The sequence below is a fragment of the Paenibacillus sp. AR247 genome, assembly GCF_002968895.1.
GTDB classification, from domain to species: Bacteria; Bacillota; Bacilli; order Paenibacillales; family Paenibacillaceae; genus Paenibacillus_AQ; species Paenibacillus_AQ favisporus.
Genome location: NZ_PCZT01000023.1, coordinates 254,498 through 269,650, shown reverse-complemented (window position 1 = coordinate 269,650; position 15,153 = coordinate 254,498). Strand labels below are relative to the sequence as shown.

The window sequence follows — 15,153 nt, the reverse complement described above, 5'->3', positions numbered from 1 at the left end:
GCTTGGCCGGACGTACGCCCATCCGGGACCGCGCCGCCTCTTCGTCCTCCAGCTGGTGGGACAGGATATCCTGGATCAGCTGGTTCTGATCCCGCAGATGCTTCTCCTCCAGGAACAGCATCCGCAGCAGCAGCGTGGCCAGCGATTTGGCCGTGTAGTCCAGCAGCAGGACGATCCGGTCCAGCGGCTGCTCGCCCGGGAGGATCATCCCCACATACGCCAAGGTCTCGCCGAGGCAGATGACGGGCTGCGAGAGCAGCAGCCGGTCTCCTGGCATCGGGAAGCGGCTGGGCTCCTGGGCGGCCGCTTCATTTCCCTCCACCTGCTTGCGGTAGAAGAAAGTCAGCTCATCGGCTTCCTCCGAGGTTGCCGGCTTCGGACAAAATTTATTCGCCTCCACGGACGAATGATACACAATTTGATAACCCGTGTATTCATATAATACATGGAGAACGGCATGAACATCCGTACTCTGCAGGGTAATTTGCTGCAGCCGGCGAGAAAAGGCCTCCAGATCTTTCAGCAGCTGATGCTGCTGGTTGATCAGCAGCCCGTGAATATCCTGGGTGATTTCAACGAAGCGGACAGGCTGCTCGAACACGAGCAGCGGAAAATCGCACTGGTCCGCCAGCTCGATTATTTCCTCCGGAATGTTCTCGATGCTCGTGCCCAGCTCCACGCACAGCCCCGCCGCCTGCTGGCGGATGAGCTGCTGCATGTAGGACAGGCGCTCCTGCTCGTAATGATGGAGCCAAAGGCCGGTGGTGAGGATCAGGTCGTTCTTCGTCACGAACGGGGCCACGTTCGTGATTTCGAGAATATGCACCCAGCCTACCTCACGGTCCAGGCCGTTCGCTCCGGCAATCAGCCGGGCCCGCTTGAACACCGGGCGATCCAGCACTTCCCGGATATGCAGGTTGAAGCCGCTGCTCATCGGCATTCACATCCCTTATGTTAATTATGGTAACACCAGCCGAACATTATGTCCTGCCGCTGCGGCAAACGGATTGACAAGACGTATGATGAATACGCGCCGATTCGATTGTACACTTTTAATATATTATGAGGTGAGGTGATCTGTCATGAAAATCGGAGTACCCAAGGAAATTAAAAACAACGAAAATCGCGTCGCCGTCACGCCGGCAGGTGCCCTCGAACTGATTCAGCACGGACATGCGGTATATATCGAGCATCAGGCCGGTGCGGAAAGCGGATTTCCCGATGAAGAATACAAGCAGGCCGGAGCCACCATTCTGACGGAAGCATCGGAGGTGTGGTCCCAGGCCGATATGATTATGAAGGTGAAGGAGCCGCTTCCCAGCGAATACGGATATTTCCGTAAAGGGCTCATCCTGTTCACGTACCTTCACCTGGCCGCCGAGCCGAAGCTGGCCGAGGCGCTGGTGCAGTCCGGCGTTACCGCCATCGCCTACGAAACCGTAAACGTGAACGGCACCCTGCCGCTGCTCACGCCGATGAGCGAGGTGGCCGGACGCATGGCGGCGCAGATCGGCGCCCAGCTGCTGGAGCGCCCGCATGGCGGCAAGGGCATCCTGCTCTCCGGCGTTCCGGGCGTATCGCGCGGCAAGGTGACGATCATCGGCGGCGGCACGGTCGGCATGAACGCGGCGAAAATCGCGGTGGGTCTCGGCGCCGACGTCACCCTGCTCGATCTCAGCATTCCGCGGCTGCGTCAGCTGGACGATATTTTCGGCAGCCAGATCAAGACGCTGGTGTCCAGCCCGTCGAACATCGCGAAGTCGGTACAGGAGGCGGACCTCCTGATCTGCGCCGTCCTGATTCCGGGCGCCAAAGCGCCGCGCCTCGTCACCGAGGAGATGGTCAAATCGATGAAGCCGGGCTCGGTCATCGTGGACGTGGCGATCGACCAGGGCGGCATCGTCGAGACGATCGACCATATCACGACGCACGATAACCCGACGTACGTGAAGCACGGCGTCGTGCACTACGCGGTGGCGAACATGCCGGGCGCGGTGCCGCAGACGTCCACCTTGGCGCTGACGAACGCCACCATGCCGTTCGCCCTGAAGCTGGCCGGCGAAGACCTGCAGCATCTGCTGGCAACGAACAGCGCCATCCGCAGCGGGGCGAACGTGGTCAACGGCAGCATCACCTACGAGGCGGTGGCCCGCGACCTCGGCTACGACTACGTGCCGGCGGAAAAGGCGCTCGGACGCATTAAAGTATAGTTGTGCACTTATTCCTGCGGGATCGATACCCATGTCAAAAACCGGCTTCCTGATGTATAGGAGCCGGTTTTTTGGGGTCCGCTTCGGTTACTTTACTTGACAGTAATTTGAATCTCGGCCGATTCCTCGAAACGTTCGCCCGTGGACTTCAGGCTGAAATCAGGACGCGCGGTGATCGTGTACTTCCCAGGAGGAAGGGTGCTCCACCTGGTGTCCTTCAGCATCTGGGCGGGCAATTCCTCATTCGGGTGGGCCTTCTGATAGATCGTAAAGTTATAGCTTGGAATATCGATGAATGAGTCCAGCTGATCCAGAAACACATCGCCGGGCGAATAGGCAGTGGGGATCAGGATCGCGGGGATAAGGGCGCCCCCTCCCTCCCCCGCCTCATTGCGAATCTCAAAGTAGAACGGCTTAAAGCCCTGATTAACAACCTCGTCCTTGTCCCCCAGGTACTCCAGCTGCGCCCAGACCGGAATCGGTTTGCCGTAGGGAACCTCCGTTTCGGCTGCATAGATGGACAGCTTGAAATCCCCCAACGTCTTCGTGGCATTGGCCTTCGACTTTCCGTTCACCGGAACAGGCGTATCCACATGCACCGTATTGAACTCCTTGTCGTAAGAAACTTTGGCTCCCATCGCCGTGGAAACATCACGCAGCGGGACGTACGTCGAGTCCCGGTAGGAGAACATTGGACCGGTTCCGCCTTTCGCCTCTTCCCCGTTATAAACCAGCCGCGGCTGAACCGGCTTGACCTGAAGCGAGTCGGAGGAATAAGCGGCGATGGATAAGCTCCATGCTGCGGCCGCCAGACCGGTTACCGCAGCCGCCCGCATCCATAATTTGCTCATGCTGCTGCACCCTCTTTTCCATGAATCTGTATGCCTCAGAACTCATTGGACATTTTAATCACTTAGCCCAATCATACATGGTTATGGAAATTATTTGAAGTACCAGGGGGTGCAGCAACACAGCATGATCACCCTCTTAGGCTGCATCCGGGAGGTAATCAGGACTCGGAGGTTCTCACGAGGTCCTTAAGAGGTTCTTAGCAGCGTCTTCGCGCCATTGTCTGCCGCTGCGGTTCTGTAGCGCCGAACAAGCACCCAGTCATAAAGAAGCGGGATAAGCAGCAGACTGATCAGGGTGGAGCTGATCATGCCGCAAACGACGACGATGCCTAGCATTTTTGAGATGACCGTGTCGCTGCCGCTTGAAAAACACAAAGGCAGCAGCGTCAATACGGTGGTCACCGCCGTCATCAAGACGGGGCGTACCCTGGAGGAAGCGCCGAGAAGAATCGCTTCCCTCGGGGCCATCCCCGCGGATAGATGGCGCTCGACCCGGTCCACCAGCACGATGCCATTCGTTGCGGCAATACCGGTAATCATCAGCAGGCCGACAAGCGTAGCCAGATCCCACTCTCCCCCGGTCAGGACCAATCCGGCAATGGAGCCGATAAAGGCGAAGGGAATACCGGCCAGCACGCAGAGAGGAGCCCTCCACCCGCGGAAAACCATGCTGAGAATCAAGAGGATCAGCACAACGGAAACCGATAATGCGATCGCCATTTCTCCGATCATTTGTCCGACTTGAGCGGTGATGCCATTCATCGAATAATGCACGCCGGCGGGAAGCGTAAGCTCGCTCAGACGTTTCTTGACTTGTCCGGCGACCTGCTCGATATTCCTGGATGTAATATTCGCGGTCACCACGGCGAATGGCTCGCCGTCCCGCTCCCGAACGACCTGCGTCCCGGCAGCCCTTGTCAAGGTTGCCAGCTGTTCCAGCGGCACAGGCTTGCCGTCTTTGCCCTGGAACGTTTCGCGTCCAAGCATGGCCAGTACCTCCGTTTCCGGCAGCTCCATGCCGGAAGCGTCATCGCGGGCGGCCGGGAGCTCGGTACGGATTTCAAGGGGAACCGCATCCTGCCTTCCAGCGTTCATCTCGAGCAGCGTCCCTCCGGCCAAATAATTCCGGACTCTTTCCATCACCTGCTCCGGCTTCACACCGGCGCTTTCCAGCTTGGCCCGGTCCAGCTCGACCCGGTAACCCGCCAGGCCATCCTCATCGTCGGCGGCTCCCAGAACGCTCAAGTCCGCCATCCCTTCCAGGCTGCTGCGGATCGTTCCCGCGGCCTGCTCCAGAGTGGCGCCGTCGGCCCCGGTTAAATCAATTTTTACTTGGGAATCATCCCCGGAAATATTCTGGTTCGTGACGGTCACCACAGCGCTCCCCGACAAAGCGGTCAGCCGCTCCTTCAGCCTCGCTGTTACTGCGTCAACGTCCTCGCCCTTCTGAATCCACGCCTTCTCGATTTCCTTGGCTTCCGTCGTCACCTCTGCCGTATTGGCCAGTGCCGCGGCATTGGACCCGGGCTGGCCGTTTAACGTATCGAGCGGAATCTGGTTCGGCACGAACTCATACGGCGTGAAGTCCGGCTTGTCGGTAAAGAGCTCGCTCATCGGAACGGCTGCCGCATCGTTCTGATTCATCGGCGGCAGGCCCAAAATTTGCTCGATGCTCCGGACCATGTTAATCACCGTCCAATAATGGCTATCGGTCACGCCTTTCTTGACCCAAGGGCTGATGACGTAAGCAGGTGCACGGTGACCATCCACATGATCCACCCCGTTCTGTGCGTCATCCTCGGTCACCAGAATCAAGGAGTCTTTCCAATACGGGCTGTGGGAGATCAAATCGACGATCTTGCCGACGGCCAGATCATTATCGGCCACCTGGGCCTGCGGAGTCGGGAAGCCTGTGGATGTTCCTGCCGTATGATCGTTCATGACCCACATTTGCACGAGTTGCGGCAGGTCGCCGTTTTTCACATAATCCTCGAACTTTTGCTTGAAGATTTCGTACCGGTACTGATCCGGAATGCCCGAATCGAACGTCGGGAACGGCTTATAGGTGATCGGGTCAAGCGACGGAATATCGGTCTTGGCCGTGTAATCCCCGATCGGCACATGAAGCTCTCCCTGCTTTTGCCCCGACAGGATCAAGTAGTCGTTATACCAGTCCGTCCATGTACCGAATGCCTGAGGGCCGCTGAATGCCGTGGTGTCTTCCCCGAAGTTGACGACGGATAACCCGTGCTTCAAGGCGTTGTCCCACAAGTGTCCGGTCGATGCGTAAGCCAAGGAATCTCCCGCGCCCCCCGGATAGCTCCGTACGTTGCCTACGTCCGTTTCCTTGTCTTCATAATCGGTATTGGTTGCCTGCATGACCCACTGGTGTCCGCTTGCCGACTGAATACCGGATACGTAGAAGTTATCGAGAAGCGGGTAAGTATTAGCGATTTTGTGGAAGTTGGGGGTTACGTCTTTTCCGAATTGGGTTAGAGCGGGGTCCGAGTTGCCTTTGCCCATATCCCCGTGGACCTGGTCATAGGTTCGGTTCTCTTTGACGATGTAGAAAATATGCTTGATCGGCGAAGGCTCGCCAATCCGCTCGGGTATGGCCACCGGCTTCTTGTTGTTGCGGGGCTTGGCATTACGGCCGGCAATTTCGAACCAATTGTTGTTGGCATAGACATCATCCGTCCATTGGACAAGCTCTTTGTTTCCAAAGGATGCCGGAATGATGGAAAGAGACCCTTGCTGGGCATAAGAGGAATGTCCCGTTACGCTGATCCCCTGTATCTTCAAGTTGCGCTCCGGTCCGAGGGAACCGACCCCGTCGGCATTCGCCACGAGCAGCCGATTATGGGCCTCGTCGGTTGCGATATCCACCGGGAACCATGCAGTCGGTACCAGTCCGCGAAGTCTTGGTTCCTTGGACGGCCCGTTCCAGTCATAGACAGCCAGCGCGTTGTTGCGTCCGAGACTGACCGCAAGCTGGTTCCCGTTAATCATCTTTACCGCATTGGGCGCCGATCCTTTAGGGGCATTAGGGTAAGGTTCGACGTCGATCGTCTGCACAACGCGGTTCGTTTTGGTATCGATGACCGACACCGTGTCGCTGTTCGTGTTGGCGACAAATACATACGAACCGGAGACGTCCATACGTGCAGGCTGCAGTCCCACTTCGACCGTTGTGCTGACCGTTTTCCCGGACAGATCCACGACGGACACGGTTCCGCTGGCCGAACTTCCCGTTTGCTCCGCTACGATAGGCGTCCCGGATGAGTCCACCGTGAGGTCGCCGGGCTCGGCGGCTCTACCGCCTGTGTTCGTCACATAAGCCGCATTGCCGCTGACCACGACGCTGGTCGGTGCGTTGCCTACGGGGATTCGGTCCGTGAGTTGGCCCGACTCCAAGTCAATGACACCGAGGCTGTTATCACGGCTAAGTGCTACGAGAAGCGTCTTCCCGTCCGGCCCCAGTGCAATATCCTGAGGGTTAATGTTGCCGCCTACAGCTGCCAAAGGAAGGCTCACGGTTTGCAGAATCGACGGGGTACCGTCATCGGCGACCGACATGATGACGACTTTACCCGTCGTCCCGGACGAACCTGTTGCATACAGCCGGGTGCCGTCGGCAGAATAAGCCAGGCCCCACATATGCGAAAGGCTTAACGGGATGTTATTTTTGACCAGTGCTCCCGTTTCCAAATCCACAATGTTGATGCCGTTGCCGCCATAATCGCTTCTTCCGATAATGGCCGCTGCCGTTTTTCCGTCCGGACGCACCTTCACCGAAATCGGATTACCCCCGAATTCAACTTGCTGGCCTGCCGGCGTGACGTATTGATTGACCGGTGTTAATACTGAACCGTTCGCCTGCCGTCCGACCATGTCTTTGTCAAAGGGGTTTCCTACCGCCGCGTATACGCTTCCTGCGCCGAGCAGTAAAGATGCCAGTGAAATCAAAGCCACGCCCCTTTTCTTCCCTAACTTCTTCCGTCCCATTCATTCCCTCTCCTCTGCTATCGATTTCAATCGTCCTGCAGGATAGATATTAAGAAGGGAATGTAACGCCAATGTAAAAAGAAACAACGTATCTGATTAAACGGATGAAAATAATTCCAAACACCTATATGTATCATTCTTCATAGGGGGCATATTCGACTACGGCCGCATCCATAGACCCGTATGCAGAACATCCGCCTGAAAACGAAAAAGAGGCCCCCGCAGGACCTCTTCATACTGTGTTTTTAACTGACCGAACGAGGCGCCCTTAGATGAGCGTCCCCTTCTTCAGCATTTTCGTCGGATGGTCGTTGACGACCAGCGGCAGCATCTTCATGCTGCTCACCATTGGAGAGTTGCACTGGACGCAAACCGGCTCCGTTTCAAAAGCAAAGTTGTCTCTCATCCAGCCGTTGCATCCATCGTTTACGCATGACCAGATTAAAGTATCGGCCTCGGGAATTTCCTCGACCACTTTTTTTCCGAAATACATCGCGAACCCTCCCGTTATTTACCTCAGTTCATCGGTGTCCGCTTAGTATGCCCCAGAAATATATATTTATGATAAAAATCGCCTGATGATCCGTAAAACAGCTACCGCTGGATTTCGTAGTACGTTTCGTCCGCGTGCTTACGGTCGGTTCCTTTCAGATACGCCCATATAATTTTCGGGTTCTTGACGACGCCCCAATCGCCGTACTGATCGAACTTCCGGCAGGAGGTCGTCATGCTGGCCTTCGTGACGGTGCCGTATTTCTTCCCCTGCTGCTTGCCCCATTGCTTGAGCCGCTTGGCAAACTCGGCGTCTTCCGCCATCAGCATGTTTTCGTTAAAGCCGCCGATCGCTTCAAAGTCCTTCTTGTGCCCCCAGAACAGTCCGACGGTGACCAGTCCGTATTTGAACAGAAGGGGCACGATCAGCAGCATCCCGGAGACGATGATACCGAGTGACACCCGCTCAAACTGGCTCCTCACCCCGCCGCCGATCCATTGTCCGGTTGCCAGCAGCCTGTCGATCTCCGTCAGCATGTTGTCCGTCACCCAGCTGTCGGCGTCAATCGTCACGATGATGTCACCCCTTGCCGCCTGAATCCCGGCGTTGCGGATCTGCGACAGATTTTTGCTGTCGTTCTTCACAATGACGACCCCGTACGACGAAGCAACCTCTTCAGTCCGGTCGGTGCACCGGTTTAAGACGGTGATGATCTCCACCTGTCCCGGATAAGGCTTCGCCGCGGCAGCCAGAGAATCAAGGCAGCGCCCGATATAGTTCTCTTCGTTTCTGGCCGGAATAATCACCGAAAATTTAATGTTCCCCGTGTGGTCGGTACCTGCGAACCGCTTTGTTTCCATCAGCCATCTCTCCCTAGGATTGATTACTTGCGAATCCCATCAAGCAGTAACGTGGTGGCTTTGCGGAACAGCTCTTTCATCGCTGCCTTGTCCATCAGGTGGTAGCTGTCGCTGAGACCGGAGTAATAGCTGAGAATAATAAAGGAAAGCTCCTGCACGCTCTCCCCTTTCCATTCCCCGCTGTCCAGTCCGGCCTGGACCAGATCCTCAAATCCCTTCATGTAGTTCTGGATGATCTCCATGAACCGCCGCCCGGCTTCCGAATCGGCACCCACCCGGATCATAAATTCCTCGCCGGCCTTGTTGAGCGGCTTCTGAAGCGTGTCGACAAAATAGTCGGCGTAAGCGTAGAGCTGCTCCGTCGCGGAACGATCTTCCCCGGACTGCTCATGCCAGGTCTGCCAGGAGTTCGTAAACGCCTGCTCCGCCAAGTAGAGAAACAAATCCTCTTTGCTCTGAAAATGGTGGTAGATGCTTCCCTTGCTGCAGCCTGTGGCCTCGCAAATATCCATCATGGACGTTGCGGCATACCCTTTGGCGGCAAACAGCGCCTTAGCTCCCTCGACAATGGTCTGTTTGGTCTGTTCGGCTTCGTATTTACGCTTTTTCATGATCGGAAGGCTCCTTGTTGTTTTAAAACCGACCGTCCGGTTTGTATCCATTATATGGTATTTACAGGCCTGGTGTATACTGCTTCTTTGTCTGTTTTTTGACATTTTCGGGCAGCCTGCTCCGTTGGGAAGCCCATGCTCATGCAGTAGCCACGCCGGATCGGTTATGTCATAATCAGGATCAGGGAGATTGTAAAAGGTACGGAATAAACGTTTGGTAACCGGTGGTCCCGGTATCACCTGAGGAAAAGGAAGCGTTGCGCATGTTTGAAGATATTACGGAAATAGCGGGGCAGATGCTCATTTTGGACCGGACGGCACACCTGGAGGATGTGGATGCTCTGTATCCATTCGCGATGGACGAGCTGCTGTGCCGGCGCACAGGAGAAGGCGGTCCGCCATTATGCCATATTTGGCGCCATCCCCGCTCTTTTATTATCGGTCTGAGGGACAGCCGGCTTCCCGGAGCGGAGCAGGCCCGGGCTTGGCTGGAATCGCTCGGGTACCGAACGGCCATCCGCAATTCGGGCGGCGCCGCCGTTCCGCTCGATCCGGACGTGGTCAACGTGTCGCTCATCCTGCCGAAGCGGGGCGCGGGCGATCTCCACTTCCACCGGGACTTCGAGCGGATGTACGCGCTCATCCGGCAGGCGCTGGCCGCCACCGGCAAAACGGTGGACAAAGGGGAAGTCGCCGGGGCTTACTGCCCGGGTGACTATGATCTGAGCATCGGCGGACGCAAGTTCTGCGGCATTGCGCAGCGCCGCCAGGCCCATGCCTACGTGATCCAGGCTTTTGTCATCGCAGGCGGATCCGGGCGGGAGCGCGGTCAGCTGGTCAAGTCGTTCTACGACCTGACTGCAGCCGGGGCCAAAGACGGAGATTACCCGTCCGTTGAGCCCGGTACCATGGCTTCGCTGGACGAGCTGACCGGCATGGGCCCGGGGGCGGCCGATACGTTTGCCGCTTCCGTCAAAGAAGTGGTCCGGAGCCTGCAGACGGCCGCGGGAGTATCCGAGGCGGCGAGCCGCCTGCATCTGCCGGCCGAGGAGGAAATCCGGGAGATGACGGTCAAGCTGATGCACCGTTACACGCCCCGTACGCCGTAAGCCCGCCACTGTAAAATTAAAATCCGCCCGCGAAATTTATCGGGGCGGATTCATGATCAGCAGAAGAATGCTCTTATCCAGCGTATCATTCCAGTCTATAAAGCAATCGGATACCGGCTGATGCAGCAGGCCGTTCAGGTGCTTGCTGCGCATAATATACTCTTTTTCCAGTCCGCTCTTCACCGACTTCAGCAAGCGGCCATGGCCCATCCGGATCAGTGCCTTCTCCAGCTCCAGATACACGCCGCTTCGCACCACCAGCAGCGTTCTGGGATTGAGCTCATAAGAGTCGATTTGCTCGGGTGATTTTTGAATCTGCCGGCAAATGTGGAGTATTTCCGCTTCCACTTCGGATTTCGCAGGGTACTCCCTGTTCACCGCGGTGCCCTGTTTGACCGCCTCTGCCGATACGACTGCGATCATCCCCGATCTTTTACGGAGATTCCAGTCATAATACACCTCTTCCGGCTTCGATCCGTTCATGATTTCAAGATAACTGATAATTTCGGGAATCACCGCCCGCATCAGATTGGCTCTGGTCTGCACAATCATGTCCTCCTGCTCCTGTTCCAGCAGGATGCGTTCAGACGGCGTCAGGAAGTTGCGCAAATATATCGTAATAAAGGTGTGACCGACAGAAACCACCACGGATTCAGGTCCTTTGCCAAAGTGGTCTCTTAATAGCTTGCTGGTATAGCTGGCAAAGAGCTGATGAAATGGTTGTTGGTTATGTAATTGATCCATTGAATTAGACGCGTCGTTGCGGTACGCTGCTAAACATAATCGCGGCAGGCCGCTATATCACGTGTCCGCAAAAGCGTGTCTTTATATCCCTCCTGATTACGAAATAAGCGGGTGTTTCCCTGTCCCCGGCACAACCCCCGGGTCCTCAGCAAAACAAAAAGGCCTAACTTTCCCTTTAACAGCAAGAAAAAGTTAGGCCATAAATGACTTTTATCCAAGGATATATTCATTCATTTACCCGACAATATGAAATTGACGTTTACCAGTCTTGATTATAGCATAGGTATCGTTCTAAGAACAACCGCGTTTCATAAAGTGCGAATATGTTTATTTACATTCCAAATTAAAGCAGATGAGCGGAGGGTTGACGGCATGAATGGTGCGGAGATCAAAACGATATTTTTTAAGGATGACGGTGTTATTCCGGGCAACCCCAACCTGCCGGTCATCCTATACTTGGGTTCGCTTAAGGATGAACCGGAGGAAACGGAAGCTATCTTTAACCGCAACGGCTGGCTGAACAGCTGGACGAACGGCGTCTTTGATTACCATCATTATCACAGCAATGCACATGAGGTGCTGGGGGTTATTCGCGGCTCCGCCGTGCTTCAGCTCGGCGGTGAACATGGCCAGAAGTTCGAGCTGACCGCCGGTGACGTGGCCGTCCTTCCGGCCGGAACGGGGCACAAGCGATGCTCTGCAAGCAAAGATTTCAGGGTCGTCGGAGCCTATCCGGACGGCATGGATTACAATCTGTGCACCGGCAAGCCCGGGGAGCGCCCAAACGTGCTGGAAGACATCGCCCGGGTGCCCCTTCCGAATACCGATCCGCTGTACGGTGCGGCGGGCCCGCTCATGAGTGCCTGGAAACCTCAGCAGCAGACGGGAAATCACGCTTAATCCTTCCTTGGACGACCGCTGGTTGAACGAGCCTCGTGCAGCGGAATGCATTACGGCTCTGAACAAGTTAAGCCGCAAGCAGCTCCCCATTTGACATTCCTGACAAAATAGGTTTCGATTAGGATCAAACGTCAATTGAGGTGAACATGCCATGCGGCTTCTTGTCATTGAGGACGACAAGCATTTATCCGATACGGTATGCGAGACGACCCGGGACCTGTTTGAGGCCGATCAAGCCTTTGACGGCGAAGAGGGACTGTATCTCGCCCAGCAAAATATATACGATGTCATCATTCTGGATATTATGATGCCGGGTATGAACGGGTACGAAGTGCTGACCCATCTTCGGGAGTACGGCATCTCCACGCCGGTGCTGATACTGACCGCCAAGGACAGCATCGACGACAAGATTCAGGGCTTCAAGAAGGGGGCCGACGACTATCTCGTCAAGCCGTTCCATCGCGAGGAGCTCCTACTTCGCCTGGAGGCCATCGTCCGGCGCTCTGTCGGAGGGTTCAGGGAGCACACCCTCTCCTTCAAGGAACTGAGGCTCAATCTGAAGAGCCGAACGGTCAGCATTGGCGAGGAAGCGATCCTGCTGAACGGCAAGCAGATTGACCTGCTGGAATACCTGATGAACAACAAAAACATCATCGTGACCAAAGAACAAATTTTCGACCGGGTCTGGGGCATGGATTCCAGCACCACCAACACGGTGATCGAGGTCTATATCAGCAACCTGCGCAAAAAGTTCAAAGCGGCCGGTTACGACAAATACATCAAGACAATCCGCGGCATGGGGTACATGCTGTCGGAGAACGGTGAAGATCATGAATAAAAACAAAGTGATCCGTCACCAGCAGCTCCGGCTGATTCTGTACAATCTGATCGCATTCACCCTGCTCTTCGGCTTCTTCGGAGCGATCGTATTCGGCCAAATGCGAACAACGCTGTTCGCCAAACCCGACCGGGATCTGACCATGTACAAAAGCATCATCGAAGCCAGGTTCGGCGGCAGTCCGCTCAAGGATGGGGCGTCGGAGCGGTTCCGGTTTGGCAGGGTCATGCCCCCTCCAAGCCCCCGGATCATTCCCGTTCAATGGGACGCCAACGGAGAAATTGCCAACATCCAGCAGATCGGCATGCTGAACTACGAAAATTACGGTTTGGAAAATCTTAAATTCGACCCGTCCACGATCGGCGTCATTTCCAACCTGACCCTGAACGGCACATACCACTTCCGCACACTGACCGTTCCAGACCCCCTTTTCAAGGACAGCTACATCCAGCTGCTGGTCGATGTCGATACCGAGCATAATCTGCTGGGCAACTTCAAGCGCATCATCATCATTTGCGCGGCCGTGTTTATCCTGCTGTCGATCACCGCCAGCATCATTTTATCCCGGAAAACGATGAAACCCGTCATCCGCTCTTGGGAGAAGCAGGTGGAGTTTGTGGAGAACGCGTCGCATGAGCTGCGGACTCCGCTCACCATCATCCAGAACAAACTGGAACTGCTGCAGACCATGCCGGAATAAAAAAATCGTGGACACGTTTGAGAACATCGCCTTGTCCCTCTCAGAAACGCGCCGGCTGTCCCGGCTGACGACCGATCTGCTTACGCTCGCCAGGGCCGATTCCACCGAAACCCAGCTGGAGAAGCAGCCGGTCGACATTGACGAATTGATCCACGAAATGTGCAGCCCGTATATCGAGATCGCCGAGCTTTCGGACAAGCACATCTGGCTCCGGCTGACGAGCATGGCCCGGATCCAAGCGGATCCCGCCCGGCTTCATCAGCTGATGGTCATTTTATTGGACAATGCCCTCAAATACACGGGAGAGCATGACAGCATCGGGATCAGCACCTATATCAAGGAAAATCGGGTGTTTATCGAAGTCAGCGACACCGGCATCGGTATCAGCGAGGAAGGACTTCAGCGCGTCTTCGACCGGTTCTACCGGGAAGACCGGGCACGCACCAGGGAGAGCGGCGGCTCCGGACTCGGGCTCTCGATCGCCCAGTGGATCGTGCACAGCCATCACGGCACTATTCAGGCGCTTCATAACCATCCGAAGGGCGTCATTATCCGCATCCGTCTGCCTAAATAGCTGCCTCCCTCTACTCGCATTTTCCAGTCGAAATGTCATCCATCCCTCACGTCTTGAACACGAAGATGTAGAACGCCCAGACCAAAGCGGTCGGAGCCGCACACCAACGAACAAGATATCGCGAGCTGACCGCATCATGCTTCGATAGCAAAGCAAGCTTCGCTTTAACAACAAAAGAGGCAGTCTGTACCGGCGACCCTATTAGGGGCCTGGTACGGTCCGCCTCTTTTTATATGAACAATAAAATTAAAATGTGACGATGATCATTTGCCTTTTGGCCATCCACAGCATAAAAAACGGGATCTGTCCTTATACAATGGACACATCCCTATTTTGTCCTACAAAAGAAGGACAAGACATATATATCCTCCTGCATGCGGTCGGACTCAAAAATAACTATATTTAGTGCCAATATCCGACCCATGTCCTATATATGGAGGCGGATGTTTGAGCAAGGATATGTTACCTCTGTCCACCATTTAAAAGACAAAAACTGAATTTGTCCATTATACGTAGACGAGATCAATTAGCCATGAACTAGCTCTACACCGTCTAAATCGCAAACCATTCAGCTATCCTCTTCTCCGGCATTCTTCAGGTTTTCGGACTGAATTTCCAAAATTACGGCCAGCCTGGCGGTAAGGATTTTCTACGCTGGCCCGCCGATCTCCAAACTTCACAATATAAAATACTGGATCTTTGCCGCCATCCTGAGCAACGCCACGCCTGGCATCCTTACACCCTGCGCGATACGAGCCGCACCAGGTCGACGGTCAGCACTGGCAGGGACACGGAAGCGGGATATGCCAGAAACCGCGGTTCCCATTCGGGCGAAAACTTGCTCTTGTACTTCCGGAGGCCCTTAAATCCGTACCAATGCCCTCCGTACTGGAACACCAGCGCGGCCAGCTTCTCCTCGCGCAGCGCGCTCCGGGTCTCGCCCACGCTTGCCAGCGGCGCGTTCCCGAGATTAAAGAGCTCGTATCCCTGCTCCTTGGACCACTCCAAGAGCTGGACAAACAAATAATCCATCGTCCCGTTCGGAACCTGGCTGCGGTGGCGCATCAGATCGATGGATATCGTCCGTCCGCCGTCATAAGCCGGGGCAAGGGACGCAAAGGCAAAGATGCTTCCTCCGGTCTCCCGCAGCACGGCAATCGGCGCCTCCTGCAAATAGCGCTCGTCAAACCAGCCCAGGGAAACCCCTTTTCCCGCCTGCCGTGCATCCAGTCGTCCGACACCGCCCGCAGCTCGCGGA

General features: G+C 55.6%; 13 protein-coding genes and 1 pseudogene. 6 read left to right on the top strand and 8 right to left on the bottom strand.

Annotation, left to right across the window (positions count from 1 at the left end):
* A partial coding sequence (locus CPT76_RS30275) for a PucR family transcriptional regulator ligand-binding domain-containing protein (RefSeq protein ID WP_181153143.1) occupies positions 1–934 on the bottom strand: 934 nt, incomplete at its 3' end.
* A gap of 148 nt (positions 935–1,082) precedes the next feature.
* On the opposite strand from CPT76_RS30275, the gene ald reads away from it, so the two are divergent.
* Positions 1,083–2,210 (top strand): alanine dehydrogenase, encoded by a 1,128-nt coding sequence (gene ald / locus CPT76_RS30270; protein ID WP_089549627.1) that lies wholly within the window; start codon positions 1,083–1,085, stop codon positions 2,208–2,210.
* A gap of 92 nt (positions 2,211–2,302) precedes the next feature.
* Here the strand turns inward: ald and CPT76_RS30265 are convergent, their stop codons facing one another.
* The 5 genes from CPT76_RS30265 to CPT76_RS30245 form a co-directional block, all read right to left on the bottom strand.
* Complete coding sequence (locus tag CPT76_RS30265) at positions 2,303–3,061, bottom strand: stalk domain-containing protein (protein WP_105445507.1); 759 nt, start codon at positions 3,059–3,061, stop codon at positions 2,303–2,305.
* Positions 3,062–3,247: 186 nt separating this feature from the next.
* The gene (locus CPT76_RS30260; RefSeq protein WP_105445506.1) at positions 3,248–7,066 is read right to left on the bottom strand and encodes an efflux RND transporter permease subunit; all 3,819 of its coding nucleotides are present in this window, start codon (positions 7,064–7,066) and stop codon (positions 3,248–3,250) included.
* A gap of 268 nt (positions 7,067–7,334) precedes the next feature.
* Positions 7,335–7,559 carry a cold-shock protein gene (locus CPT76_RS30255; protein ID WP_076172035.1) on the bottom strand — a complete coding sequence of 75 codons (225 nt, stop codon included), beginning with the start codon at positions 7,557–7,559 and terminating at the stop codon, positions 7,335–7,337.
* A 101-nt stretch (positions 7,560–7,660) separates the two neighbouring features.
* On the bottom strand, positions 7,661–8,422 hold the full coding sequence (locus CPT76_RS30250) for a glycosyltransferase (RefSeq protein ID WP_374954749.1): 762 nt from the start codon (positions 8,420–8,422) through the stop codon (positions 7,661–7,663).
* 20 nt (positions 8,423–8,442) lie between these two features.
* A complete protein-coding gene (locus CPT76_RS30245; RefSeq protein ID WP_105445504.1) occupies positions 8,443–9,030 on the bottom strand; it encodes a TetR/AcrR family transcriptional regulator in 588 nt (195 codons plus the stop codon).
* Positions 9,031–9,293: 263 nt separating this feature from the next.
* Between CPT76_RS30245 and CPT76_RS30240 the strand changes: the two genes are divergently transcribed.
* Positions 9,294–10,139 (top strand): lipoate--protein ligase family protein, encoded by an 846-nt coding sequence (locus CPT76_RS30240; RefSeq protein ID WP_105445503.1) that lies wholly within the window; start codon positions 9,294–9,296, stop codon positions 10,137–10,139.
* A gap of 36 nt (positions 10,140–10,175) precedes the next feature.
* Here the strand turns inward: CPT76_RS30240 and CPT76_RS30235 are convergent, their stop codons facing one another.
* The gene (locus CPT76_RS30235; protein WP_105445502.1) at positions 10,176–10,883 is read right to left on the bottom strand and encodes a Na-translocating system protein MpsC family protein; all 708 of its coding nucleotides are present in this window, start codon (positions 10,881–10,883) and stop codon (positions 10,176–10,178) included.
* Positions 10,884–11,255: 372 nt separating this feature from the next.
* Between CPT76_RS30235 and CPT76_RS30230 the strand changes: the two genes are divergently transcribed.
* The 4 genes from CPT76_RS30230 (at position 11,256) to CPT76_RS40815 (ending at position 13,895) form a co-directional block, all read left to right on the top strand.
* Positions 11,256–11,783 (top strand): cupin domain-containing protein, encoded by a 528-nt coding sequence (locus CPT76_RS30230; RefSeq protein ID WP_105445501.1) that lies wholly within the window; start codon positions 11,256–11,258, stop codon positions 11,781–11,783.
* 151 nt (positions 11,784–11,934) lie between these two features.
* Positions 11,935–12,621: a response regulator transcription factor gene (locus CPT76_RS30225; protein WP_105445500.1), complete on the top strand. Its 687-nt coding sequence runs from the start codon at positions 11,935–11,937 to the stop codon at positions 12,619–12,621.
* Complete coding sequence (locus tag CPT76_RS40820) at positions 12,614–13,321, top strand: histidine kinase dimerization/phospho-acceptor domain-containing protein (RefSeq protein ID WP_258168976.1); 708 nt, start codon at positions 12,614–12,616, stop codon at positions 13,319–13,321. The genes CPT76_RS30225 and CPT76_RS40820 overlap by 8 nt, the downstream gene beginning before the upstream one ends.
* Positions 13,322–13,328: 7 nt before the next feature.
* On the top strand, positions 13,329–13,895 hold the full coding sequence (locus CPT76_RS40815) for a sensor histidine kinase (RefSeq protein ID WP_258168975.1): 567 nt from the start codon (positions 13,329–13,331) through the stop codon (positions 13,893–13,895).
* 735 nt (positions 13,896–14,630) lie between these two features.
* Here CPT76_RS40815 and CPT76_RS30215 read toward each other — a convergent pair.
* Positions 14,631–15,153 (bottom strand): annotated as a pseudogene (locus CPT76_RS30215) (phosphatidylglycerol lysyltransferase domain-containing protein); the annotation flags it as partial.